The organism is Flavobacterium sp., from assembly GCF_027531905.1.
Taxonomy (GTDB): Bacteria; Bacteroidota; Bacteroidia; order Flavobacteriales; family Flavobacteriaceae; genus Flavobacterium.
Genome location: NZ_JAPZSU010000013.1, coordinates 47848 through 73440, shown reverse-complemented (window position 1 = coordinate 73440; position 25593 = coordinate 47848). Strand labels below are relative to the sequence as shown.

The following is a 25593-nucleotide window of genomic DNA, read 5'->3' as shown; positions in this document are numbered from 1 at the left end:
AATTTTTATGAATTCAAATCAATTGCCTGTAAACGAATATTCAAAGTTTCAATCCACTTACATCAATGCAGCTATGAATGTTGAATTATTCGATGAATTAGAAATTTCCTTGCATGATTTCATTCGATTTGTCCAAAATATTCCTATGGACAAATTTGACTATCGTTATGCAGAGGGTAAATGGACGATAAAAGAAATCATACAACATATCATTGATACAGAAAGAATTTTTAGTTACCGTGCTTTGCGTATTTCTAGAAATGACAAAACCCCTTTACCAGGTTTTGAAGAAAACGATTATGTTGATAATACTAATGCGAAAGACAGGAATTTACAAGGCTTGTTGACCGAATTATCCGCGGTTAGACATGCTACTTTGCTATTATTCAAAAGTTTTTCAGAAGAACAATTGACTAGAATCGGCATCGTTTCTGAAAATGAAGTATCAGTTCGTGCCATCGGATTTATCATTATTGGACATCAAAAACACCATCAAAAAGTGTTTGAGGAGCGTTATTTATAAATGATTCAAAAGCACGGACCATTCCTTTAATTTTTTCTCGAATGACATAGTATTAGCGGGACTTGTAGAAGGCATTACATAGTACGTAATGCCTTTTATTAGACCATATTTTTTATAAAAAAACTGATAAGCTATTTTTCCATTGAAAAGAAGGGTTGTAATTTGTGGATGTTCATTGAAAAAAGAATCAAAATCATTTATTTCCTGATTCTTGATAGCAATGTCTAAACTTCCTTTTCGCTCGCAATTTTGAACTACATCCCAAAGACCAATCCCATTTTCTTGTAAAAAAGATATTTTGTTTTTATAACATTCAGGAACATTTTCATGTTTTAATAGAGAAAAAATGATTTTCCAAAACTGATTTTGCTTGTTTCCGTAATACTCGATTTTTTCTAAAGATTTTACACCAGGAATGGAACCTAAAACAAGAATTCTGGTGTTATGATCTACAATCGGATCAAAGGAAGCAATTGTCATGTTAGTTGTTTTTCTTTCTCTATGATAGCAAGTGCCATTCTAATTTTTTCATAAGGTACTTGTTCTTCAAAATATTCAAAATAAGGCTTTAAAGCATTTGGAGCTTCAAGTTTGATTTTTGCTTCATTAATTTTAGCAATTTCTTCAGGGTTTATATAGCTGCTTAAATCAATGGGATGGCCATCTATATAAAGTTTGGCTAAATGCGATGCAATAGTGCTGATCCCTAAATTTCTTTTTGTTGCAATTTCATCCACACTTAAACCAGTCTGAAATAAATCTAATGTTTCCTTATATGTATTCGACTCTTTTTTGGGGTTTACCTTTTTATTTTTTTGAAAATCTATAATGGTCTTTATGAAAGCGTCTCCGTATTTTTCAAGTTTTGCTTTTCCAACGCCATCAATGGCTAAAAATTCCGAATCACTCATTGGTCTTTCGTTCTCAAATTGTTTTAGCGTTGCATCATTAAAAATGACATAAGCTGGCACGGCTTCTTCTTTAGCTATTTCGGAACGTAGTTTTCTTAAAATTTCAAATAGTGAATTTGAAGTTGCGTTCGGTAATCGTTCTTTGGCTATAGACTTGTTTTTATCTATTTTTTGTACCGTTGTTAGTTGAACTTTTTCGCCTTCGAACAATACTTTTCTAGCAAATGATGTTAATTTTAATTTGTTTTGCTGATGAAATGCTATTTCGCAATAACCAAGATTGATTAGTTGAATGATGTATTGATTCCAATCGAACCAAGAAATATCAATTCCAATTCCATAAGTTTTTAAATGCTGGTATTCTTTGTCATAAATAGAGGCATTTTTTGAACCACGTAAAAAATCAACGACAACGGCTAGAGCTTCGGATTCTTTCAATCTTGCAATTGCAGATAAGGCTTTTTGGGCAATAATCGTTCCGTCAAAAAAAGCGGGCGGATTTTTGCAAATGTCACAGTTTCCACAATTTTCGGTAACCAATTCCCCAAAATAAGAAAGTAAAATTTTTCTACGACAACTCAGCGCATCAGCATATTGTTTCATTCGTTCCAATTTGGCAAGTTGTACTTCGGCATTTGAGCCATCTGAGGCAAATTTTTGTAGTTGAATCATATCGCCATAGCTTTCGAATAGAATTGTTTCAGAAGGCAATCCATCTCTTCCGGCTCGACCAATTTCTTGGTAATAACCTTCAATATTTTTAGGTAAGTTGTAATGAATTACCCAACGTACATTCGATTTGTCAATTCCCATTCCAAAGGCAATGGTTGCGCAAACTACTTCACAATCATCATTTATGAAAGCATCTTGCACCTCCGAACGAATTCGATTATCTAGACCGGCATGATAAGCACTTGCATTTATTCCTATTTTTTGTAGTTTTTCGGCAAGTTCTTCGGTAGTCTTTCTGCTTAAGCAATAAATAATTCCTGATTCATTTGGTTTTGTAGTAATAAAATCAATGATTTGTTTTACACGATCTAAAGCAGGTCGTACTTCTAGGCTCAAATTTTTTCTATCAAAAGAAGCGACAAATGTTTTTGGGTTGACTAAATTTAATTGATCTGAAATGTCAGTTCTAGTGGCTTTGTCAGCTGTAGCGGTCAATGCTAGAATAGGAGTAGAAGGAAAGCGAGATTTCAAATAACCTAAATTAGTATAAGCCGGTCTAAAATCATGTCCCCATGCCGAAATGCAATGTGCTTCATCAATTGCAATAAGGCTAATGGTGAGTTTGTTAAAAGAATTTTCTAAATAAGATAAACTCTCGGGCGCTACATATACTAGTTTAAATTTGTTAGCTTGTAAATTTTCAATATAAAATTGTTGCTCTTCAGAAGATTGGCTGCTGTTGATAAAGCAAGCTTTTATTCCATTTGCTTTTAAGCTATCTACTTGATCTTTCATTAAGGCAATAAGGGGTGAAATAACAATTGTTACTCCTGGCAAAATCAATGCGGGAAGTTGAAAACAAATTGATTTTCCGCCACCTGTAGGCATAATGGCTAAAGTATCTTTTCCAGATAAAATACAAGAAATAATTTCTTCTTGATTGGGTCTAAATTTTTCAAACCCAAAATTCTCTTTGAGAGTGGCGTGTAAAATTGATGTTGTCATTTTGGCATATATAATTTTGAATACTAAAAGTATAAAAAAAGGAGCTCATAGTATTGGGCTCCTTATCTTTTTTTTTTTAAATTAAAGTTTACTCTTCATCATCTTCATCTTCATCATCAGCGATGTCTTTGTCTCCATCCTCATCATCCTCAGGATCTAAGTCTGGTTTGTCTAAATTATCGTCTTCGTCATCATCATCAGCTATTGCGTCGTCGTCATCAAGTTCAATTCCACTTATTGGAACAACTACATCATCGATATCTTCCTCGTCATAATTTTCGATTCTATCCGATAATTTTGTGCTAACTTTTACTAAATAAATAGTGTCTTCCGTACGTACTTCTACGGCTTCAATTAATTCATTTTTAGCGTTTTTAAAACGGATTACATCCGAATCATCATACCCATCAGGAAATTTTTCAACTAAAAGATTTAAAATTTCGTTAGTTAATTTTGCGTAATCAACAATTACTCTCTTCATAAAATATTCTATAAATCTAACAAATAAGCGAAAACTAATGGAGCTACAATTGTAGCATCCGACTCAATAATAAATTTAGGAGTATTGATATCTAATTTACCCCAAGTTATTTTCTCATTTGGCACAGCACCAGAATAAGAGCCATAACTTGTTGTAGAATCAGATATTTGACAGAAATAACTCCAAAATGGAACATCATGCATCTCCATATCTTGGTACAACATTGGTACTACACAAATTGGGAAATCTCCGGCAATTCCTCCTCCGATTTGGAAAAAACCAATTCCGTTAGATGAATTTTTAGAATACCAATCTGCTAAGAAAGTCATATATTCAATGCCTGACTTCATGGTTGAAGCTTTCAATTCCCCTTTGATAACATAAGAAGCAAAAATGTTACCCATAGTGCTATCTTCCCAACCTGGTACGATAATAGGTAAATTTTTCTCAGCGGCAGCATACATCCAGCTGTCTTTTAAGTCAATTTCGTAATATTCTTCTAATACTCCAGAAAGCAACATTTTGTACATGAATTCATGAGGGAAATAGCGTTCTCCTCTATCATCAGCATCTTTCCAAATCTTGTAAATGTGTTTTTGCAAACGACGGAATGCTTCATGCTCAGGAATACATGTATCAGTCACACGATTTAATCCTCGTTCCAGTAAATCCCACTCATCTTGTGGAGTCAAATCACGATAGTGAGGTACTCTTTCATAATGTGAGTGCGCTACAAGATTCATGATGTCTTCTTCTAAATTTGCACCAGTACAAGAAATAATTTGTACTTTATCTTGACGAATAATTTCAGCAAAAATTTTACCTATTTCGGCAGTACTCATAGCACCTGCCATACTCACCAACATTTTGGCTCCATTCGCTAATTGTTGCTCATATGCTTTTGCGGCATCTACAAGAGATGCGGCGTTGAAATGCAAATAATGCTTTTCAATAAACTGACTGATTGGACCTTTACTCATTTTAATTTACTTTTAATTATTAAAAATCATAAATTCTATTTCAAATTTAAATAATTTTTAATTTGACTATTATTAAATAACGGTTATTTCTTTCCGTATCCTAAAATTTTTAGAACTTCTTCAGAAGTTTGTTGTTCAGAGAAGACTTCTGTGGCTAAAATTCCATTTTCATCTCTATCAATCAAAATATGTTTGGGTTGTGGAATCAAACAGTGATGTAATCCGCCATAACCACCTATGGTTTCTTGATAGGCCCCAGTGTTAAAGAAACCAATATAAAGTGGTTTTTCTTTATTATATTTTGGCAAATAAATGGCGTTCATATTTTGCTCAGAATTGTAATAGTCATCACTATCACAGGTCATTCCTCCGAGTAATACTCTTTCATAAGTGTCATTCCATCGGTTAATGGCTAACATTATAAAACGCTTATTAATCGCCCAAGTATCTGGTAAAGTTGTGATAAATGAAGAGTCAATCATGTTCCATTTTTCTCTATCATTTTGTTGTTTTTGATACAATACTTGATAAATAGCGCCTCCACTTTCTCCAACTGTAAACGAACCAAACTCTGTAAAAATATTTGGAACATCTACTTCGGCTTCTTCACAAGCAATCTTAATTTGATTAATGATTTCATCAATCATGTATTGATAATCGTACTCGAAAGTCAATGAATTTTTGATTGGAAAACCACCGCCAATGTTTAAACCATCTAGAGTAGGGCATTCTTTTTTTAATGCTACATATACTTTGATACATTTTACTAATTCGTTCCAGTAGTAAGCATTGTCGTTGATACCTGTATTAATAAAAAAGTGCAACATTTTTAGTTCCAACTTTTTATTTTCCTTGATTTCTTTTTTGTAAAAAGGAACAATGTTTTTGTATCCAATGCCTAATCTCGAAGTGTAAAATTCGAATTTTGGTTCTTCTTCGGCAGCGATACGAATTCCGATTTTGAATTTGTTTTTTATTTGCGATTGCAACAAATCTAATTCTTCGTAATTGTCGATAATTGGAATGGTATTTTTATGTCCGTTGTTAATCAATCGAGCAATATTTTCAACATATTGATCTCTTTTGAATCCGTTACAAATTACATAAGTACTTTTGTTAATTTTACCATTTTCAAGCAAATTTTCAACAATATTAATATCAAAAGCGGATGACGTTTCGATATGAATATTGTTTTTGAATGCCTCATTCATAATGTATTCAAAATGAGAACTTTTGGTACAATAGCAATAGTAATATTTAGCCTCGTATTTGTTTTTTTCCATTGATTTACGAAACCAACTTTTGGCTTTGTTGATGTTATTCGAAATCTGAGGTAAATAAGTGAATTTTAAAGGGGTACCATATTTTTCTACCAATTTCATCAAATCAATATTGTGAAATTGTAGGTTGTCTTTGTTTAATTTGAATTCTTCTTGAGGGAAGTAATAGGTTTGATTGATTAAATCCGAATATTTTGTATTCATTAGTTTTGACAATTTATAAAAATTAATTAAGCGTTTCAACTAAATTAATTCCTATTCAAACCCTAATGTTAGCGTATCTAATCTGTAGTTTTTCGTTCTCCGTTTTTATGTATTGAAAAGGGTCAAAATTAAAACAACCAATCATGGTATAAAAACGGTGGAAAGATTTAATTAAAAATCGTTCTTGCTTGTTTTTACTTCCTTTGCTGTTGGTATTTTTTTGACTTTTTTTCATTGCTGCAAATGTAAAAAATAATATATACGTGATGCAATCCTTTTTACTAAAAAAAAAGATTAAGATTTGTAATCTTGAAAGGCCTCAAGAATTAATTCGTTTTCAACCAATTGATTTATTTTTATAGCTCCGATACCTTCAATTAAGGCAAATTGAATGGTTCCGTATTCATTTTTCTTATCGTGAATCAATAATTCTAAGATTGGATCAAGATCATTTTCTTCAAAAACAATTTTATCGTAGATACTATTTATCGTTTGTTTTATTTGTTGGTATTCAGCTGTTGAAATTAGCCCTTTTTTCAATGAAATATAACTTTCTAAAATCATTCCTATCGCGATAGCTTCCCCGTGCAATAAAGTCGTTTTGTCTTTGCTTTCAAGGAAATAACTTTCGATGGCGTGCCCCAAAGTATGACCGAAATTTAAAGCTTTACGAATACCTTTTTCGGTAGGATCTTGCATTACAATCTCGTTTTTGATGGCTACAGAACGGTGAATAAGCGTGTCAAAATCAGCAAAATCAATCGAAGTTAGGTCTAAAAACTTTTCCCAATACTCTTTATCATAAATCAATCCGTGTTTTAGCATTTCGGCGAGACCTGAACGCATTTCGCTTTGAGAAAGCGTTTCAAGATAAGCAGTGTCGATTAATACCATTTGGGGTACATTAATTACACCTATTTGATTTTTTAGATTACCTAAATCTACACCGTTTTTTCCGCCCACAGAGGCATCAACCATAGAAAGAAGCGTCGTAGGAACATGAATAAAATCAACTCCACGTTTGAAAGTTGAAGCTACAAAACCGCCCAAATCAGTAACCACACCACCGCCAACATTGATGATTAACGATTTTCTATCCGCACCTAATTCGGTCAAGACATTCCATATTTCAATACAGGTTTCAATGTTTTTGTTGATTTCACCTGCTTCAAATTCAATGATTTCAATAGTTAAATCGGTTTCTAAATAAGGTAAAAATTTAGGTAAACAACTATCGTTTGTATTGCTGTCTACAATGATGAAAATAGTAGAATATTTGTTTTCTTTTAAAAAGAGATTCAAATGTTCGTATGCAGTTTCATTAAAATAAATAGGATAGTTATTGGCTATAATAGTTTGCATGATCTTCAAATTATTTGAATGGCAAAATAAGACATTTTTTAGTTAATAGAATTCAAAACTCTAGCTATATTTGCATTAAAATTTAACAAATAATGAAAAATATTTTTGATAATACACAAGTTGCTTTTGCTTTAAAAAGTGATACTGAGCTAGATAGAGCTTATTTTTTGTTTAAAATGATTGCAAGTGAACCTTTGGTAAGAATCGGAACTGCGGTTACAAATTTTGCTATTAAAGCTAATTTACCAGTAGAAAGCTTGATTAGAGCTACTGTTTTTGATCATTTTTGTGGTGGCGTTAACGAAAATGATTGTTTGACGGTTGTTGATAAAATGTATACCAAAGGAGTTTCTTCTGTTTTGGATTATTCTGTTGAAGGAAAAGAAGAAGAGAAGCAATTTGATGCTGCTTTAAAAATGACTTTAAAGACTATTGAATTTGCTAAGGAAAGACTTGCCATTCCTTTTGCTGTGTTTAAACCTACTGGTTTAGGGCGATTGGCTTTGTATGAAAAATTAGGTGAGAAAAAGCCTTTGACAGATGAAGAAACTATAGAATGGAATAAAGTTGTTGAACGATTTGATGCTGTTTGTAAAGAAGCTTACATTAAAGATGTCGCTTTACTTATTGATGCTGAAGAAAGCTGGATGCAAGATGTAGCAGATGATTTGGTTACCGATATGATGCGTAAATACAACAAAGAAAAAGCGATTATTTTCAATACATTACAAATGTACCGCTGGGATCGTTTGGATTATTTGAAGAAAATACACGAAGAAGCTAAACGCGATCAGTTTTTTATTGGAATGAAATTGGTTCGTGGTGCTTATATGGAAAAAGAAAATCTTCGAGCTCAAGAAATGAATTATCCAACGCCTATTTGTGCGTCAAAAGAGGCATCTGATGAGAATTATGATGCGGCGGTGACCTATATGATGGAGCATTTGGAAATCATGTCGATTTTTGCAGGAACGCATAACGAATTGAGTACATATAAATTGATGGATTTGATGGAAAAAAAGGGTATCAAAAGCAATGATAACCGAATTTGGTTTGGTCAATTGTATGGAATGAGCGATAACATCAGTTACAATCTTGCCGAAAACGGATTTAATGTTGCAAAATATTTGCCTTTTGGTCCAGTAAAAGACGTAATGCCGTACTTAATCAGACGTGCAGAAGAAAATACCTCTGTGGCTGGACAAACCAGTCGTGAATTATCGATGATAAAAGCAGAGCGTAAAAGAAGAAAAGAAAAATAATACATTCAAAACAAGAAGTGGTGCAAGCCACTTTTTTTGTAGTTTGTATGGCAATGATGGTTATAGTGGAGGTTAATTTTTTTTAAAAAGGAAATATCTTATATTTGGCACTCCAAAAATACTTTTGATACTTACCTATTAAAAGATTATATAGTTCTTGAAAATAATTAATCTTTTGAAAGTGAAATCAGCTTTTTCTGAAATTAAGAAGAAATTGAGTGAACCATTTTCGAAAAACAAATATTGACTAAAAATGAAATTACTAGAAGGAAAAGTTGCCATAATTACTGGTGCAAGTCGTGGAATTGGAAAAGGAATAGCTGAAGTTTTTGCAAAAAACGGAGCCAATGTTGCTTTTACATATAGTTCATCTGTTGCCTCTGCAGAAGCTTTAGAAAATGAATTAAACGCAATGGGAATCAAAGCAAAAGGCTATCAGTCTAATGCAGCTGATTTTGAAGAAGCACAAAAATTTGTTGATGCTGTTTTGGCTGATTTTGGAACAGTTGACATTTTGATTAACAACGCTGGAATCACAAAAGACAACTTGTTAATGCGTATGTCGGAGGCTGATTTTGATCAAGTTATTGATGTTAACTTGAAATCTGTGTTTAATATGACAAAAGCAATTCAAAAAACATTTTTGAAACAACGCTCAGGTTCTATTATCAATATGAGTTCTGTTGTGGGGGTAAAAGGAAATGCGGGACAAACTAATTATGCTGCTTCAAAAGCGGGTGTGATTGGTTTTTCAAAATCGGTTGCACTTGAATTGGGTTCTCGTAATATTCGTTGCAATGTAATTGCTCCAGGTTTTATTGAAACCGAAATGACTGCAAAATTAAGTGAAGATGTAGTAAAAGGTTGGAGAGAAGGTATTCCATTGAAACGCGGAGGTTCTACTGATGATGTTGCCAATGCTTGTTTGTTCTTTGCTTCAGATATGAGCGCTTACGTTACAGGTCAAGTATTGAACGTTTGTGGTGGAATGCTTACCTAAAAAAGTATTCAGTATTCAGATTTTAGTACTCAGTATTGAATCTGAAACAACCCAGAATATTGATAGAATATGCTCAATTATAATTAAAATATGACAACAAACACCCTTCTATTACTGATTCTTTCAATAGTTATAGCTGCTGTTTTGTCGTATTTTCAATACCTATATAAAGCCAAAAGTCAATCTAAAGTGTATTGGCTTTTGGCTTTTTTGCGTTTTGCTTCAATTTTTGGTCTTCTATTGTTATTGATAAATCCTATCATCAGTAGAACAGAATTAGTAATTATCAAAACACCATTGCCTATCGTTGTCGATAATTCTAGCTCAATTTCTTTTTTGAAAGCTAATGCACAAGCCGAAAAAGTGTATGAAGCATTGGTTTCCAATAAAGACTTGCAAAATAAATTTGAGGTACAACCTTTTTTGTTTGATGCGACGTTGCAACCATCAGATATCTTTAATTTTAAAGGAAAACAAACACAGTTGGATGTTGTAGCCAAAGAGTTAAAGAATTTGAATAAAAATCTTCGTTACCCTACAGTGTTACTTACAGATGGAAACCAAACTTCTGGAGATGACTATGTTTATAGTTTTGATTCAGAAAATAGTGTTTTTCCTGTAGTTCTAGGGGATACCACTGCTGTTTTTGACTTAAAAATCAGTCAGTTGAATGTCAACAAATATGCATTTTACAAGAATAAATTCCCAGTAGAAGTTTTTGTTCAATATTCTGGAAAGCGTTTGAGTACGGCTAACTTTTCAATTTCAGAAGGAAAAAATACAATTTTAAAACAAGCGGTAAGTTTTACTGCTGGACAAAGAACCGCGACAGTTACCGTTTTTTTACCTGCTGATAAAATTGGCTTGCATTTATTCAAAGCCAACATTACTGCTGGTGTAAAAGAAAAAAACAATTACAATAACACCAAGAATTTTGCTGTTGAAGTATTGGACCAAAAAACGACAGTTGGATTGGTTTCGGCAATTAATCATCCTGATTTAAGCGCGTTTAAACGCGCTATTGAAACTAATGCACAACGTAAAGTGAGCATTGTTAAGCCTCAAGAAATCAAATCATTGTCAGGTTATAATGTTTTGGTTTTATACCAACCCAATGCAAGTTTCAAATCTATTTTTGATGGTGCTAAAGCCGCTGGTATTAATACGTTAGTGGTTACAGGAATGACGACAGATTTTAATTTTCTGAATCAACAACAAAATGATTTGGATTTTAAAGTCACCAATCAAAAAGAAGATTTCTTACCGTCATTCAATACAAAATTCAATTTGTTTGCTTTGGAAAATATAGGTTTTGAAAGTTTTCCTCCCTTGGCACATCCTTTTGGTACCATTACCGCGAAAGAGAATGTTACGGTTTTACTTTCTTCCAAAATACGAAGTTTAGATACAGGTTTACCTTTGTTAGCATTTACTGAAACAGGCGGAAAACGAGCTGCGTATTTGTTAGGAGAAAATAGCTGGAAATGGCGATTACAATCCCACGTGGACCAGCAATCATTTGAAAAATATGATGTTTTTATCGATAAAACCATTCAGTTTTTAGCTTCTAATAGTTCAAAAAAATCATTGGTTGTTAATCACGAGAACTTTTATAATTCAGGAGAAGCAATTGCTATTACCGCTCAGTTTTTTAATAAAAATTATGAGTTTGATGACAATGCGCGACTAACTATTTCTGTCACAAATGTAAAAAATAAGCAAACCAAAAATTATGATTTGCTTAAAGGAACCAATGCATATCAAGTTAATTTAGATGGACTTTCCGCTGGAAGTTATACCTTTACTGTAAAGGAATTGAATACCAAAACCAGTTATTCAGGGCGTTTTGAAATTCTAGATTTTGATATCGAAAAACAATTTGTTGCTCCTGATTACACCAAATTATCCCAATTGGCCGAGCAAACGAAAGGGAAAGTATTTCTTCCTTCACAAGTTGAACAATTGATACAGCAATTGCTTGCAGATGAATCGTACAAAGCGATTGAAAAAGATAATGCCATCAAATCACCTTTGATTGATTGGATTTGGCTTTTAATTTTGATTGCAATTTGTTTGTCAACAGAATGGTTTGTGCGTAAATATCACGGGCTATTATAGTTTTAAATAGAATTTTTTAAATGTAACAGATGGATTTTAGGTTAAAAGTATTTTATACCGTAGCAATTCGACTTAATTTTACTAAGGCGGCTGCGGAATTGTATATTAGTCAGCCAGCCGTTTCAAAACACATTCAAGAACTAGAAGAGACCTACAAAACGAAGCTTTTTGAACGAAATGGTTCTAAAATTGCTTTAACACCAGCTGGTCATCTTTTGTTGCAACATACCAAATCTATTTTTGATATTTATCGTGAGATTGAGTTTGATATGAGCTCTTTTGTGACCAAACGCCAAGGATTATTGCGACTTGGAGCAAGCACAACACTTTCGCAATATGTTATTTCTCCAATTTTAGCTCGATTTCACAAAAAAGAAAAAGGAATAAGTATTCATTTGATTAATGGAAATACAGAGCAAATAGAAAATGCATTACTCAACAAGGAAATTGAAGTTGGAGTAGTAGAAGGGCAGTCTAAAAATCAGTCGATTAAATATGTTCCTTTTTTGAAAGATGAATTGGTATTGGTTTGTAGAGCCAATCATCCTTTGGCACAAACTAATGAAATCGCTATTGCAACCTTAAAAACACTTCATTTGGTAACTCGAGAAAGAGGTTCTGGAACACTTGAAGTTATTGAATACGCCCTAAAACAACAAAATGTCAAATTATCCGATTTGCAAATTGAAATGCAATTAGGTAGTACAGAAAGTATTAAGTCTTATTTATTGCATTCGGATTGTTTCGCATTTATATCGATTCATGCGGTATCAAAAGAGCTGAAAAACAAAGAATTAATTATTTTAGATGTAGAGAATTTAGTCATTGAGCGTTTTTTTTACACCATAACTTTAGTTGGTAAATCAGATACTTTATCGGAATTGTTTATTCGGAATATTTCAGAACACTATAACTTCTTGTTATAATCAATCGTTTTTTGGTATTGGCTTTTTAAATGCATTCGTCAGACCTTTGTAAAGTAATTTTAAACTACTTCACAATGGAGACCACATCAAATAATAATAGTATACCAAAAACACATTTTTTTCAATTGAGTAGAACAACACAACAAATTATATTTGTTTTACTACTAGTTTCATGTGTTGCTTTTCCTATAATTTCTCCACCCGTTGCATTAGTAATAGGGTTGGTTATTGCTAATCTGTTTGGACATCCTTTTTTGCATCTCAACCATAAAGCTACTTCTATATTGCTACAAATATCAGTCGTTGGGCTAGGTTTTGGAATGAATTTGCATAGTGCTATTGCTGCTGGAAAAGAAGGATTTGTGTTCACAGTGGTTTCGATTTTCTCTACCCTGATTTTAGGTTTTTTTATTGGGAAATGGATGGGTATTGATAAAAAAATATCTCATTTGATTTCATGTGGTACAGCCATTTGTGGAGGGAGTGCTATTGCAGCAATTGCTCCAGTTGTCAAATCGAATGAAAATCAAACTTCGGTTGGATTAGGGGTTATTTTCATTTTAAATTCTGTCGCTTTGTTTTTGTTTCCAGCAATTGGACATTGGTTGTCACTTTCGCAGCATGATTTTGGTTTGTGGTGCGCCATTGCTATTCATGATACTAGTTCTGTTGTGGGAGCTGCTAATAAATTTGGGACGGAGGCTTTGCAAATGGCAACTACAGTAAAACTTGCTAGAGCTTTGTGGATTATTCCAATTGCTATTGGGTCTTCTTATTTGTTTAAAAATGGAAAAAGCAAAGTAAAAATTCCATATTTTATTTTCTTATTTATTTTGGCTTTAGTTGTAAATACTTATGTTTCCTCAGTTGCTATTGTCGCTCCATATTTGGTAACTATTGCTAAACTAGGATTAACAGTTACTTTATTTCTAATAGGTTCAGGTTTAAATATAAGCAAACTAAAAGAAGTTGGCGTAAAACCTTTGTTACAAGGAGTGTTTTTATGGATGTTTATTGCTTCTACTTCATTATTTGTGATTCTCAAATTGAATTAATGGATATATAAAGGTTAATTATTACAATAAAATACCCCAAATAATTGAACATTATTTGGGGCTTTTTTTTGGTAAGGAAAGTCAAATGTGATTCTACTTTCAAAGTTGAATATCTAGGATTAGTTGTCAAAAAAACAGTAACTCCTTTGGAATTTCACCTATGAGAAAGTGGATTTGTGATTGTACAATAATTTTGAAACATAAGATATTATGATTTTTTTTATTTCATTAGTATCTAATTGAACGTTTAAATTATCAGTGAAACTGGAAAAGGAACCCAAGTAGTCTTATATTTTTATTAAGCTCTTTTAAGCCATTCTTAAGATATTTCATATATTTACTTCTTATTTTTGTGCTATAGTTTGGAGCTATATCCTTTTGAAGTATTTATTTATGTCTGTCAAAAAAATAACGACCCTTTTGTTTTTATTTGTTTTTGTGTATTCCAACACAGAAATTGGGCAGTTATTCAAAATTCCTAATTTAATCCAACATTATTTAGAGCATCAAAATCACAATCAAGAACAAGCTTTTTCTTTTATCGATTTTACCATAAGTCACTACAATAATCTCAACAAACATGCCGATACTGATGGGCACGATAAACATGAAAATTTGCCGTTTAAAAGCCAGACTATTAATCTTGATACGGTTGTCTTAGCCTTTACGGAAACTCAATCTGTTTTTACTTTAAAAAAACCTATACAAATTAATATAAATCAACCACTTCCGATTTATAAAGAATGGTATGTATCTAATGTTTTTACTTCTATTTGGCAGCCGCCTAAACTAGTTTAAAAGTTATTTCGTTGTTTCTTATCTTTTTGATAGGTACTATTTCGTGAGTTATTAGTTGTCTAATAATTCTAACGTCTAATTTTTAATTTACTAGTATGCTGAATAAAATCATAGCATTTTCTATCCAAAATAAACTCATTGTACTGTTGTTTACACTGGGTGTATTTGGTTTTGGATTATTTTCTGTTTTCCAAATTTCTATTGGTGCTGTTCCTGATGTTACCAATAATCAAGTACAGGTTATTACGACTTCACGTAATCTTTCTACCCAAGATATTGAGCAATTTATCACCTATCCCGTTGAGATAGAAATGGCCAATTTACCTGGCGTTAAAGAAATTCGTTCGATTTCAAAATTCGGATTGTCAGTCGTTACCATTGTTTTTGATGACGATTTGGGAACTTATTTACCTCGTCAATTAATCGCCGAAAAAATAAAAGCGGCTTCCGAAAAAATCCCCGAAGGTTTTGGTACACCCGAAATGGGACCAATTACCACTGGATTGGGTGAAATTTATCAATACACTTTGGAGGTGAAACCCCAATTTAAAAACAACTATACCATAACCGATTTAAGAACGATTCAGGATTGGATTGTGAAACGACAATTGTCTGGAATTAATGGAGTGGTCGAAATCAACACTTGGGGTGGTTATTTAAAACAATACGAAATCAGTATTCGTCCTTCGGAATTAAAGGCGATGAATTGTAGCTTGACTGAAATTTTTACCGCTTTAGAGAAGAATAACAGCATTGCCGGAGGGGCTTATATCGAAAAAACGAATCAAAGTTATTTCATTCGTGGCGAAGGAAAAGTCAATAGCATTCAGGATATTGAAAACATTGTGGTGAAAAACACCAATGGTCTACCAGTTTTGGTTAAAAATGTTGCCAAAGTGCAATTTGGTCATGCCAATCGTTTTGGAGCGATAACTGGAAATGGAGAAGGAGAGAAGGTACTTGGACAAGTGATGATGCTCAAAGGAGCCAACTCTAAGCAAGTCATTAGTGATGTCAAAGATAGAGTAGCCGAAATCCAAAAATCACTGCCGGAAGGCGTTTATATTAATGGTTTTTTAGAACGTAGTGAACTTGTTGGTAAAACCACTTTTACAGTAGCCGAGAATTTAATTTTAGGCTGTTTGATTGTAATTTTTGTAGTGGTTTTATTGCTAGGAAATTGGCGTTCTGGATTGGTCGTGGCTTCTGTGATTCCGTTGTGTTTGCTGTTTGCCATTTCGTTTATGAATATTTTCGGAATCGATGCCAATTTGATGAGCTTGGGTGCCATTGATTTTGGAATTATCATCGATGGAGCAGTAATCATAGTCGAATTTATTGCCTTTCAAATTGCTCAAAATTCGGCACATTTGGCGGGATTAAACAAAGAAAATCGCCAAATTGAAATTGACCAAATCACCTATAAAAGCGCTTCCAAAATGATGAATTCTGCCATTTTTGGTCAGTTAATCATTCTGATAGTTTTCATTCCGATTTTGTCTTTGTCAAGCATCGAAGGAAAAATGTTCAAGCCAATGGCAATGACGTTTAGCTTTGCTTTATTGGGTGCGATGATTTTCTGTTTTACTTATGTTCCTGTTGTAGCTTCGATGTTTTTAAAACCAACAAGAGAAAATCCAAACTCAATTTCTGAGAAGCTCATTCGTAAATTAAATTCTTGGTATATTCCCGTTATTACATGGGCTTTAAATAATACTAAAAAAGTAATGTACGGTGCAGTTGCTTTACTGATGTTTGCTGTTGTTTTATTTAGCACCATGGGAGGAGAATTTATTCCGACTTTAGACGAAGGGGATTTTGTGGTTCAACCCGTTTTAAAAACAGGAACTTCTTTGACCAAAACCATCGAAACGACTACTAAAATGGAGAAAATTATATTGAAGAATTTCCCAGAAGTAGAGCAAGTCGTATCTAGAATTGGTGCTGCCGAAGTCCCAACCGATCCAATGTCGATGGAGGAAAGTGATATTATTGTGAAACTAAAACCTAAATCAGAATGGGTTTCTGCCACTTCCAAAGATGAATTGGCTGATAAGATAAAAGAAGCCTTAAATGCTCAAATTCCGAATATGGAAATCGAGTTTACACAACCTATTGAAATGCGTTTTAATGAGTTGATTTCTGGAACACGTTCTGATGTGGCAATTAAGATTTTCGGAACCGATTTGGATGTTTTGGCTAGAAAAGCGCACGAAATAGAACGCGCCATCAAAAAAGTACCTGGCGCTTCTGATGTTATCATTGAAAAAACAGAAGGTTTGCCTCAAATGTATGTACAATACGACCGCTCCAAAATTGCGCGCTACGGTTTGAATATTGAAGATTTGAACGATGCCATCGCGCTGAGCTTCGCTGGAAAAGTAGTTGGAAATGTATTTGAAGGCGAAAAACGATTCGATATGGTGATTCGTTTAGACCAAACCGATAGAAAAAGTATTGAGGATTTAAAAAACTTGTATGTTTCTATCCCTGATGGGAGCCAAATCCCGTTGAATGAGTTAGCTAAAATTGATTATGCCGAAGGTCCAGCCAAAATATCCCGTGACAATACCAACCGACGTATTGTAGTTGGAATCAATGTTCGTAATAGAGATTTACAAAGTGTAGTGACTGATATTCAAAAAATTGTGGATACGCAAATTAAGCTACCCGCGGGATATTATGTGCAATACGGCGGGCAATTCGAAAATTTAGAAAGTGCCAAAGCCCGATTGCTCATAGCAGTGCCTATTGCTTTACTTTTGATATTTTTATTATTGCATTTTGCTTTTGGCTCAATGAAGGAAGCTTTGATGGTGTATTCGGCGATTCCATTATCGGCCGTGGGAGGCATTTTATTTTTATGGATACGAGATTTGCCTTTTAGTATTTCGGCAGGGGTTGGTTTTATTGCCCTTTTTGGTATTGCAGTATTGAACGGAATCGTGCTTATTGAACATTTTAAAGAACTAAAACATCAAGGAATGACCGATATGAATGCCTTAATTTTGAAAGGAACTACCAACCGTTTGCGTCCAGTACTATTGACAGCTGCCGCTGCTGCTTTAGGTTTCTTACCTATGGCAATTTCGTCATCGGCAGGAGCAGAGGTGCAACGTCCTTTGGCCACCGTGGTTATTGGTGGACTTTTTACAGCTACGGTATTGACATTAATTGTACTACCGATTCTTTTTAAAGTTTTTGATTCAAAAGAATTCAAAAGACCAAAATTGAAAAAAGGCAAAAATCACCTTACCGCTGTTTTACTTTTGTTGGCTAGTAGTTTTGGATTTGCTCAAAACACCAATATGTCACGAGAAGCGGTAATAGCCAAAGCTATTGAAAACAACAAAGGCATTAAGGCTGCAGCATTGCAAGTCAATAAAATGGAAGAGAACATTAAAAGCAGTTTTACTTTCGAAAAAACTAATCTGTATTATTCATATGACCAAAATAATTTGGCCTTGAATAATCTACCGCTAAAAGTTTTCGGAGTACAACAACGCTTTTTGTTTCCTACCGTTTATGGAGTGCAAAAGAAAGCAAATACCTCAGAATTTGAGAAAGAGAAAGCCAATTATGAGCTTCAAAAAAATAAACTTTCACTGCAAGTAGCCAAAACTTATGAGCAAATCGTGTATTGGCAACATCAGGAACGTTTGTATTTTTATTTGGATAGTTTGTATCAAAACTTCTCTAAAGCCAGCGACCGTCGTTTTGAATTGGGCGAAACCAATTATTTAGAAAAAATTACAGCCCAATCGAAATACAGACAAATTAAAACCAAGCTCACACAAATCAATTTTGAGAAAAAAGCACAATACGAATCTTTGCAAGCTTTGGTACAATCCGATGAAAAAATAAGCATTCTTGAGAAAGAATTATTGCCAATTAGTGCTTTGGATACTACTTCAAATAAAGCTTTACATACTGCTTATTTAGAAAGTATTAGCAAAACCTATAAAAACCAAATTGCTTTGCAAAAACAGCATTGGTTACCCGATTTGAATTTGGAATATTTTCAGGGACGAAATAACGGTCTCTCACAATCTTTGTATGGCTTTCAAGTAGGTATTGCGGTTCCTATTTTGTTCACAGGAAATGTTTCCAAAACCAAAGTAGCACAATTAGAATCGCAAAGTTGGGAAGAGGAAAAACTTAATCAAGAACAAAAAATGACGCAATTTATCCGTCAACAGCAAAATGAAATTGCCAAGTACCAAGAAAGCATCAATTATTACAATGCTACTGGGAAAAAATTATCTGAGGAAATAATCAAAGTGGCGAATAGCAGCTATAAAAATGGAGAAATTGACTTTTTTCAATACATTCAGAGTTTAGAAAATGCTGTGGCGATAAAAATAGAATATGTAGAAGCTGTGCTGCAATTCAACAGCAATCAATTAGAATTACACTACCTTAATTATTAGTTTAGATTATGAAAAAACAACTGTATATATTAGTGCTTACACTGCTTTTTATAGGCTGTAAAAAAGAAGAAACTACACCAGCAACAACAGAAGACGATGGTTTGGTTAGAGTTACTCAGGCACAATTTCAATCGGCTGGAATGGTGATTAGTAGCCCTGTTATGAAAGATTTTGACGAAACCATAAAAGTGTCTGGCAAGATTGATGTTCCGCCTCAAAATAGAGCGAAAGTCACCACTTTTATAGGAGGTTACGTCAAAAGTACGCAGCTTTTGGTGGGAGATCGAGTTCGTAAAGGGCAAGCATTATTAACTCTTGAAAACACAGCTTTTATTGATATTCAAAAAGAATATTTAGAAGTAGCCGAACAGTTAAAGTACCTCAAATCTGAGTTTGTACGACAAAAAACCTTGTATGATGAAAAAATAACCTCTCAAAAGAATTATTTCAAGGCGGAAAGCGAGTACAAAAGGGCTTTGGCGACGTATCAGAGCTTGAAACAAAAACTAATTTTGATGCACATTAGCCCGGTTCAGGTAGAGAAAGGCAAATTCACCTCGGTAATAACTATTTACGCTCCTATTTCTGGAGATATTGTGATTATGAATGCTAATGTGGGAATGCTGATGGCGCCCGAAGATGTCATTCTAGAAATTGTAGATACAGATCACTTGCACTTAGAATTAGCTGTGTTTGAAAAAGACATTTTGAAAGTAACTAAAGGGCAAAAAATCAAATTTACCGTTCCCGAAGCCACTAAGGAAATGTTCAATGCCGAAGTACATTTGGTAGGTAAATCAATTGAAGGAAATGACAGAACCATCAATGTTCACGGACATTTAGAAGACGAATCCAAGCAAAGATTACTTACGGGTATGTTCGTAGAAGCAGCCATTATTTTTGATACTAAAAAAGGATTAGCGGTACCTACAGAAGCCATTATGAAAGAAAACAACAAGTATTACGTTTTTACTTTGGTAACTAATAAAAATGGGTACGCCTTCAAAAAATTAGCTGTATCTTTAGGGGAACAAAATGAAGATTTTTGCGAAATTATTCCAAATACTGCCATAAACGCTTCTACTAAAATTTTAACCAAAGGCGTTTTTGATTTAGCAGAATAAAAAAATTAACTTAAAAACTAATACTTATGAATGAAGCACATTTGCACCTTGTGGTGAACCATTTTCCTATTATCGGGACGATTTTAGGATTAGGAATTTTAGTAGTTGGGTTGTTGTTGAAGAACAATTCGGTTAAGAATACGGCTTTTTTTCTGTTTATTGTTGCGGCTATTTTTGCTGCAGTGAGTATGGGAACAGGTGAAGGAGCAGAGGAATTGGTTGAGGATATGCCGTCTATTGGTCATGACATCATTCACGAACACGAAGAAATGGCCGAAAAATTAGCTATTGCACTTTATGTATTGGCAGCTACTTCTTTACTCGCTTTGTATTTGAATTACAAAAAATCAGTTAAATCGACTCTAATTACTTATGTAGCGCTTGTTATTGCTGCTGTGGCGGTGTATTTGGGACAACAAACGGGAACAACAGGAGGTGAGATTCGTCATACCGAGATAAGGTCAGTGGCGATTCCATCAGACGTTCAGATGGATGACAAAGATTAATTTTAAATTAGCTAAAGCACAAAAAAAGGATGTCAAATACAACTTGGCATCCTTTTTTATTGTACTTGAATTATGAGTTTAACTAGCAAAAAGTAAAATAAGTAGTTGTGCGACCAGAATTCTACTGATGGTTACAAGGGGATAAACGGTAGCATACGATTGATTAGGGATATCAGAATCTAAGTATTTGGTGCTAAATGCTAAGGCTGCAGGATCAGTATAAGCGCCGCTCATAATACCTACCATTTGATAAAAATTGAGCTTGAAAACAAAACGACTGATAAGTACCAAAAGAGTTAGCGGAATAAAAGTGATAAAACAGCCGTAGTAAATCCACATCCAACCATTATTGGCTACAAAATTATCATAAAAACCATGTCCTGCTTTGATGCCCACAGCTGCAAAGAACATGCAAATTCCCAGATCTTTCATAAAGTGAATGGCTCCGTTGTTTATATAGGAATGAATTACACCAACACCGCCATATCTACTAATAAATAATGCGGCTAAAAGAGGACCTGCCGCTAAACCTAATTTTAATGGAACCGGTAATGAAGGAATTACAATGGGAATAGAACCAATAATCAACCCAAAAATTAAACCGCCAAACAAAGAGAGAAAATCGGGTTCTAGCAATATTTTTTTAGAGTTTCCAATGATTTTTTCGGCTTCATGAATAGCCTCTTTATTGCCAACAACCATCAGGGTATCTCCATAAAATAATTCTAAAGAGGGTTGAGCCAAAATTTCTAATCCAGAACGAATAACACGAGTAACTTTCACGTCATATTGATTGTATAAATCTAATTCGGCCAATGTTTTATGTATTGCTGTTTTATGGGTTACACTAAGTATTTTTGTAGTCACATCTTCTTCAGATTCAATAAATAAATCCGTAGAAATTTTCCCAACGATATCAATAAATTGGTTGATGTCTTTTTGTTTGGCTACCACCATCAAAACATCTTTTTCTTTTATAACAGAATCCAATGAAGGTGAGTAAACGACTTTGGTTCCGCTTTGTTTTTGTCTAGAAATAATAACATTTGCAATGTGATATTCTTTGAATACTTGCTTGATGGTTTTGCCAATAACTTCAGGTTTAGTTACTCTACATTTTTGGCGAACGATTGTGTTTTCGTGATCTTTATTTTTCTTTTTGAGTAAGATTACCTCTTTTTCAAGATCAATTTTTAAGGCATTTTTGGAAATTATAATAAGAAGAATAATTCCAAATACTCCAATTGGATAGGTTATAGCATAGGCGATAGCAGGGTCTGAAAAATGATCCGCAGGAAGATTTAATTGATTTTGTATTTCAATCAAAGTAGATTTGGCAGCCCCTAATCCGGGAGTATTGGTTACAGATCCAGACATTAAACCTACAGCGTTTTCAACTTTTACATTGGCGAAGATATGAATTAGATAAGCAAGTAAACCTCCTAGGAAAACGGTTCCGATACCTAAGGCATTGAAAATTAAGCCTTCTTTTTTAAAGGAAGAAAAGAAAGTTGGACCTACCTGGATACCTATGCCATACACAAATAAAATTAAACCAAACTCTCTAACAAATTGAATTAAATCGGCCTGCATACTAAAACCCAAGTGCCCCAAAAAGAGCCCAACAAACATTACAGCAGAAACTCCAAGAGAAACTTTGCCAATTTTGAGTTTACCAGCAAAGAAACCTAAGCTTATTGCTAAGAATAAAACTAGTAACGACTGCGCCAACTCCGGCTCTTCGGTCGGAGTAAACAATATTTTAAACCATTCAAACATAATGTTAAAATTTAGTATTATTAAAAGTAGTGTAAATGAATCAATTTTATGAATTAATTAGCATGATAAAAATCAGTTATTGTACCTATTTTTAAAATAAATGCATAAATTTGTTAAGAAAACGATTTCGCTTTAAAACCCTTATAATCATTGGTGTGAGCTGAAAACGTTTTCTTGATTTTTTCTTTTATTTATGATAAATATCAGTTTTTATAAACCATAATAATCATAAATTTGACTATCAAAAATTAAGAAATTCATAAAAAAAAATAAGGTTAAAAAATTAAAACAACATAACAATGAAAAATATTAAAATTATTCAGGAATTACACAATTTGGGGATTACTGGTTATCATGAAGTAGTTTACAATCCATCTTATGAAGAACTGTATCAAGCAGAAGTTTCTTCAAAACGAAAAGGGTACGAAAAAGGAGCAACAACATCAACTGGAGCAGTAGCAGTAAAAACGGGTATTTTTACAGGGCGTTCTCCTAAAGATAGATATATCGTTAAAGATGATGTAACTAAAGATACCATTTATTGGGACGAAAAGGTGAATTTTGCAACTTCAAAAGTAATTTACGATGAGTGTAAAGATTTAGTATTGAACCAATTATCAACTTCTCCCAAATTATATGTAGTCGATGCATTCTGCGGAACTAACCCAGACACTCGTTTAAAAGTGCGTTTTGTAATGGAAGTAGCTTGGCAAGCACACTTTGTAACCAATATGTTCATCAGACCTTCTATTTATGAATTAGAAAACTTTGGAGAGCCAGATTTTATCGTAATGAATGGTTCAAAAGCAACTAATCCAAACTGGAAAGAGCAAGGATTAAACTCTGAGAACTTTGTAATGTTCAATTTAACCGAAAAAATCCAAATTATCGGAGGAACTTGGTACGGTGGTGAAATGAAAAAAGGAATGTTCGCGATGATGAACTACTACCTACCATTAAAAGGAATGGCTTCTATGCACTGTTCTGCAAACGTAGGAGAAGATGGAGATGTAGCGATATTCTTTGGGCTTTCTGGAACTGGAAAAACAACTTTATCTGCTGACCCAAAACGTTACTTGATTGGTGATGACGAACACGGTTGGGATGACAATGGAGTATTTAACTATGAAGGAGGCTGCTATGCAAAAGTAATCGACTTGAGCGAAAACAACGAACCCGACATTTGGAGAGCTATCAAACGTGATGCTTTGCTAGAAAATGTAATTGTGGATGAGTACGGAGATATTGATTATTATGATCACAGTATCACAGAGAACTCAAGAGTTTCTTACCCAATCTATCACATCAACAAAATTGTATTGCCTTCAAAAGCAGGACACGCTAAGAAAATCATTTACTTATCTGCAGATGCCTTTGGTGTATTACCTCCAGTTTCAATCTTAGACGAAGATCAAGCACAATACCACTTCTTGTGTGGATATACTTCTAAATTAGCAGGGACAGAAAGAGGAATTACTGCACCAGAACCATCTTTCTCTCCAGCATTTGGTGAAGCCTTCTTAACCTTGCACCCAACGATGTACTCTAAAACATTGATTGGTAAAATGAAAGAACACGGAGCAAAAGCGTATCTTGTAAATACAGGATGGAATGGAACAGGAAAAAGAATTTCGTTGAAAAACACTAGAGCGATTATTGATGCCATCATTAGTGGAGAAATTGATAAAGCAGAAACAGCAAAAATCCCATTCTTGAATTTAACGATCCCAACAGCTTTACCAAACGTGAGTGAAGGAATCTTAGATCCTAGAGATACATACAAAGACAAAGCAGAATGGGAAACTAAAGCTAAAGACTTGTCTTCTAAATATATTAAAAACTTCGAGCAATACACTAATACCGAAGAAGGTAAACGTTTAGTTGCTGCTGGACCACAACTGTAATAGCGGAAGAGTTGTAAAAATAATTAAGTTGGTTTTTTTTTGGAGCACTCGTTACTTCTAGCTAATAGCATGTTGTAACGAGTGTTTCTTAATTAAAAAAACAGTGATTTAACAATTTATCAACACTATGTTGCAAAATAATTAGTTTTTTAAAATAATATTTCTATATATTTGCACTGTTAAAAAAACAAAATCAATGTTCGGCACTCAATTACATCATCATCATTTACATTATTGCTCTCAAGCGATGTGTTAATGATATGTTTGTAAATCATCATATTTAAAAACCCGTTTGAGTACATCAAACGGGTTTTTTTATGCCTTCTTAGTTGTACTCAAATTTTATCAATCTAAACAAAAAACTAAAATGAGTACACTAAAAATTGCTATCCAAAAATCAGGAAGATTAAACGAAGATAGCATCCAAATTCTAAAAGATGCCGGAATATCAATAGACAACGGTATCGATCAATTAAAAGCAGAAGCCTCTAATTTTCCTCTTGAAGTATTGTACTTGAGAAATTCGGATATCCCTCAATATCTTATCGATGGCGTAGTAGACATAGCTATCGTAGGCGATAATTTGTTAGTAGAAAAAGGAAAAAACATTGAAGTAATTCAAAAGTTAGGTTTTTCTAAATGCAAAGTTTCTGTAGCTGTTCCAAAATCGTTCAATTATACTTACGTAAAAGATTTGGAAGGCATGCGAATCGCCACTTCTTACCCAAATACAGTAATTAATTTTTTCAATTCCAAAGGCGTTACGGTTGATATTCACCAAATTTCAGGATCGGTGGAAATCGCCCCAAACATAGGTTTAGCCGACGCTATAGTTGATATTGTTTCAAGTGGCAGTACGTTGTTCAAAAACAATTTGAAAGAAGTTGAAGTGATTTTCAAGAGTGAAGCTGTTTTAGCCGTTTCACCTAAAGTGAGTAAGGAATCTCAAAAGATCATCGATACTTTGAAATTCAGAATCGAATCGGTGTTGCGAGCCAGAAGATCCAAATACATTTTGATGAATATTCCCAATGATAAAATTGATGCAGTGGGTAAAATCCTTCCTGTTTTGAGAAGTTTAACGGTATTACCATTAGCTCAAAAAGGATGGAGTAGTGTGCACTCGGTTATTGATAAAGATACGTTTTGGGAGGTGATTGACCAATTAAAAGAAGTTGGCGCCGAAGGAATTTTGGTTTGCCCAATTGAGAAAATGGTGTTATAAAGGAAATTCCAATATAAAAATTCCAAATTCCAAATAAAAACACTTCGA

19 protein-coding genes are annotated in these 25593 nt (G+C 33.7%); 12 read left to right on the top strand and 7 right to left on the bottom strand.

Translation table 11 applies throughout. The features are described 5' to 3' along the window. Nucleotides 1-7 precede the first annotated feature (7 nt). Nucleotides 8-523: a DinB family protein gene (locus O9307_RS04365; RefSeq protein WP_298295715.1), complete on the top strand. Its 516-nt coding sequence runs from the start codon at nt 8-10 to the stop codon at nt 521-523. Here O9307_RS04365 and O9307_RS04360 read toward each other — a convergent pair. The 6 genes from O9307_RS04360 to aroB all read right to left on the bottom strand — a co-directional run bounded on the left by O9307_RS04360 (nt 518) and on the right by aroB (nt 7418). After that, a complete protein-coding gene (locus O9307_RS04360) occupies nt 518-1003 on the bottom strand; it encodes a DNA-deoxyinosine glycosylase (protein WP_298295713.1) in 486 nt (161 codons plus the stop codon). The genes O9307_RS04365 and O9307_RS04360 overlap by 6 nt on opposite strands. Beyond that, entirely contained in the window at nt 1000-3111 is a 2112-nt protein-coding gene (gene recQ / locus O9307_RS04355; RefSeq protein ID WP_298295711.1) for a DNA helicase RecQ, read from the bottom strand. The genes O9307_RS04360 and recQ overlap by 4 nt, the downstream gene beginning before the upstream one ends. 88 nt (nt 3112-3199) lie before the next feature. Then, nucleotides 3200-3592 carry a DNA primase gene (locus O9307_RS04350; RefSeq protein ID WP_298295709.1) on the bottom strand — a complete coding sequence of 131 codons (393 nt, stop codon included), beginning with the start codon at nt 3590-3592 and terminating at the stop codon, nt 3200-3202. Nucleotides 3593-3600: 8 nt separating this feature from the next. Continuing rightward, nucleotides 3601-4572 carry a deoxyhypusine synthase family protein gene (locus O9307_RS04345; protein ID WP_298295707.1) on the bottom strand — a complete coding sequence of 324 codons (972 nt, stop codon included), beginning with the start codon at nt 4570-4572 and terminating at the stop codon, nt 3601-3603. An 83-nt stretch (nt 4573-4655) separates the two neighbouring features. Next, nucleotides 4656-6056: an arginine decarboxylase gene (locus tag O9307_RS04340; protein ID WP_298295705.1), complete on the bottom strand. Its 1401-nt coding sequence runs from the start codon at nt 6054-6056 to the stop codon at nt 4656-4658. Nucleotides 6057-6350: 294 nt separating this feature from the next. Continuing rightward, nucleotides 6351-7418 carry a 3-dehydroquinate synthase gene (gene aroB / locus O9307_RS04335; RefSeq protein WP_298295703.1) on the bottom strand — a complete coding sequence of 356 codons (1068 nt, stop codon included), beginning with the start codon at nt 7416-7418 and terminating at the stop codon, nt 6351-6353. Nucleotides 7419-7510: 92 nt separating this feature from the next. Here aroB and O9307_RS04330 point away from each other — a divergent pair, with 92 nt between their 5' ends. The 9 genes from O9307_RS04330 (at nt 7511) to O9307_RS04290 (ending at nt 20637) form a co-directional block, all read left to right on the top strand. Further along, nucleotides 7511-8680 (top strand): proline dehydrogenase family protein, encoded by a 1170-nt coding sequence (locus O9307_RS04330; RefSeq protein WP_298295701.1) that lies wholly within the window; start codon nt 7511-7513, stop codon nt 8678-8680. A 253-nt stretch (nt 8681-8933) separates the two neighbouring features. Beyond that, nucleotides 8934-9680: a 3-oxoacyl-[acyl-carrier-protein] reductase gene (fabG, locus tag O9307_RS04325; RefSeq protein ID WP_298295699.1), complete on the top strand. Its 747-nt coding sequence runs from the start codon at nt 8934-8936 to the stop codon at nt 9678-9680. Between the two features lie 90 nt (nt 9681-9770). Beyond that, nucleotides 9771-11798, top strand: a complete 2028-nt coding sequence (locus O9307_RS04320; protein ID WP_298295697.1) for a hypothetical protein — start codon at nt 9771-9773, stop codon at nt 11796-11798. A gap of 29 nt (nt 11799-11827) precedes the next feature. Next, entirely contained in the window at nt 11828-12724 is an 897-nt protein-coding gene (locus O9307_RS04315; RefSeq protein ID WP_298295695.1) for a LysR family transcriptional regulator, read from the top strand. 74 nt (nt 12725-12798) lie between these two features. After that, a complete protein-coding gene (locus O9307_RS04310; protein ID WP_298295693.1) occupies nt 12799-13779 on the top strand; it encodes a putative sulfate exporter family transporter in 981 nt (326 codons plus the stop codon). Between the two features lie 393 nt (nt 13780-14172). Further along, nucleotides 14173-14577 carry a hypothetical protein gene (locus O9307_RS04305; RefSeq protein WP_298295691.1) on the top strand — a complete coding sequence of 135 codons (405 nt, stop codon included), beginning with the start codon at nt 14173-14175 and terminating at the stop codon, nt 14575-14577. A gap of 95 nt (nt 14578-14672) precedes the next feature. Further along, nucleotides 14673-19007 carry a CusA/CzcA family heavy metal efflux RND transporter gene (locus O9307_RS04300; protein ID WP_298295689.1) on the top strand — a complete coding sequence of 1445 codons (4335 nt, stop codon included), beginning with the start codon at nt 14673-14675 and terminating at the stop codon, nt 19005-19007. A gap of 8 nt (nt 19008-19015) precedes the next feature. Then, nucleotides 19016-20131, top strand: coding sequence for an efflux RND transporter periplasmic adaptor subunit (locus O9307_RS04295; RefSeq protein ID WP_298295687.1), 1116 nt, complete (start codon nt 19016-19018; stop codon nt 20129-20131). Nucleotides 20132-20157: 26 nt separating this feature from the next. After that, complete coding sequence (locus O9307_RS04290) at nt 20158-20637, top strand: hypothetical protein (RefSeq protein ID WP_298295685.1); 480 nt, start codon at nt 20158-20160, stop codon at nt 20635-20637. Nucleotides 20638-20715: 78 nt separating this feature from the next. Here the strand turns inward: O9307_RS04290 and O9307_RS04285 are convergent, their stop codons facing one another. Next, entirely contained in the window at nt 20716-22416 is a 1701-nt protein-coding gene (locus O9307_RS04285; protein ID WP_298295683.1) for a putative transporter, read from the bottom strand. Nucleotides 22417-22715: 299 nt separating this feature from the next. Between O9307_RS04285 and pckA the strand changes: the two genes are divergently transcribed. Both pckA and hisG read left to right on the top strand, forming a co-directional pair. Beyond that, entirely contained in the window at nt 22716-24320 is a 1605-nt protein-coding gene (gene pckA, locus O9307_RS04280; protein WP_298295681.1) for a phosphoenolpyruvate carboxykinase (ATP), read from the top strand. Between the two features lie 367 nt (nt 24321-24687). Further along, a complete protein-coding gene (hisG, locus tag O9307_RS04275) occupies nt 24688-25545 on the top strand; it encodes an ATP phosphoribosyltransferase (protein ID WP_298295679.1) in 858 nt (285 codons plus the stop codon). Nucleotides 25546-25593 lie beyond the last annotated feature (48 nt).

What these genes read in the sequence shown, in the direction of transcription:
- O9307_RS04365 (WP_298295715.1), top strand. Translation starts at nt 8, where the DNA reads ATGAATTCAAATCAATTGCCTGTAAACGAATATTCAAAGTTTCAATCC.
- O9307_RS04360 (WP_298295713.1), bottom strand. Translation starts at nt 1,003, where the DNA reads ATGACAATTGCTTCCTTTGATCCGATTGTAGATCATAACACCAGAATT.
- recQ (WP_298295711.1), bottom strand. Translation starts at nt 3,111, where the DNA reads ATGACAACATCAATTTTACACGCCACTCTCAAAGAGAATTTTGGGTTT.
- O9307_RS04350 (WP_298295709.1), bottom strand. Translation starts at nt 3,592, where the DNA reads ATGAAGAGAGTAATTGTTGATTACGCAAAATTAACTAACGAAATTTTA.
- O9307_RS04345 (WP_298295707.1), bottom strand. Translation starts at nt 4,572, where the DNA reads ATGAGTAAAGGTCCAATCAGTCAGTTTATTGAAAAGCATTATTTGCAT.
- O9307_RS04340 (WP_298295705.1), bottom strand. Translation starts at nt 6,056, where the DNA reads ATGAATACAAAATATTCGGATTTAATCAATCAAACCTATTACTTCCCT.
- aroB (WP_298295703.1), bottom strand. Translation starts at nt 7,418, where the DNA reads ATGCAAACTATTATAGCCAATAACTATCCTATTTATTTTAATGAAACT.
- O9307_RS04330 (WP_298295701.1), top strand. Translation starts at nt 7,511, where the DNA reads ATGAAAAATATTTTTGATAATACACAAGTTGCTTTTGCTTTAAAAAGT.
- fabG (WP_298295699.1), top strand. Translation starts at nt 8,934, where the DNA reads ATGAAATTACTAGAAGGAAAAGTTGCCATAATTACTGGTGCAAGTCGT.
- O9307_RS04320 (WP_298295697.1), top strand. Translation starts at nt 9,771, where the DNA reads ATGACAACAAACACCCTTCTATTACTGATTCTTTCAATAGTTATAGCT.
- O9307_RS04315 (WP_298295695.1), top strand. Translation starts at nt 11,828, where the DNA reads ATGGATTTTAGGTTAAAAGTATTTTATACCGTAGCAATTCGACTTAAT.
- O9307_RS04310 (WP_298295693.1), top strand. Translation starts at nt 12,799, where the DNA reads ATGGAGACCACATCAAATAATAATAGTATACCAAAAACACATTTTTTT.
- O9307_RS04305 (WP_298295691.1), top strand. Translation starts at nt 14,173, where the DNA reads ATGTCTGTCAAAAAAATAACGACCCTTTTGTTTTTATTTGTTTTTGTG.
- O9307_RS04300 (WP_298295689.1), top strand. Translation starts at nt 14,673, where the DNA reads ATGCTGAATAAAATCATAGCATTTTCTATCCAAAATAAACTCATTGTA.
- O9307_RS04295 (WP_298295687.1), top strand. Translation starts at nt 19,016, where the DNA reads ATGAAAAAACAACTGTATATATTAGTGCTTACACTGCTTTTTATAGGC.
- O9307_RS04290 (WP_298295685.1), top strand. Translation starts at nt 20,158, where the DNA reads ATGAATGAAGCACATTTGCACCTTGTGGTGAACCATTTTCCTATTATC.
- O9307_RS04285 (WP_298295683.1), bottom strand. Translation starts at nt 22,416, where the DNA reads ATGTTTGAATGGTTTAAAATATTGTTTACTCCGACCGAAGAGCCGGAG.
- pckA (WP_298295681.1), top strand. Translation starts at nt 22,716, where the DNA reads ATGAAAAATATTAAAATTATTCAGGAATTACACAATTTGGGGATTACT.
- hisG (WP_298295679.1), top strand. Translation starts at nt 24,688, where the DNA reads ATGAGTACACTAAAAATTGCTATCCAAAAATCAGGAAGATTAAACGAA.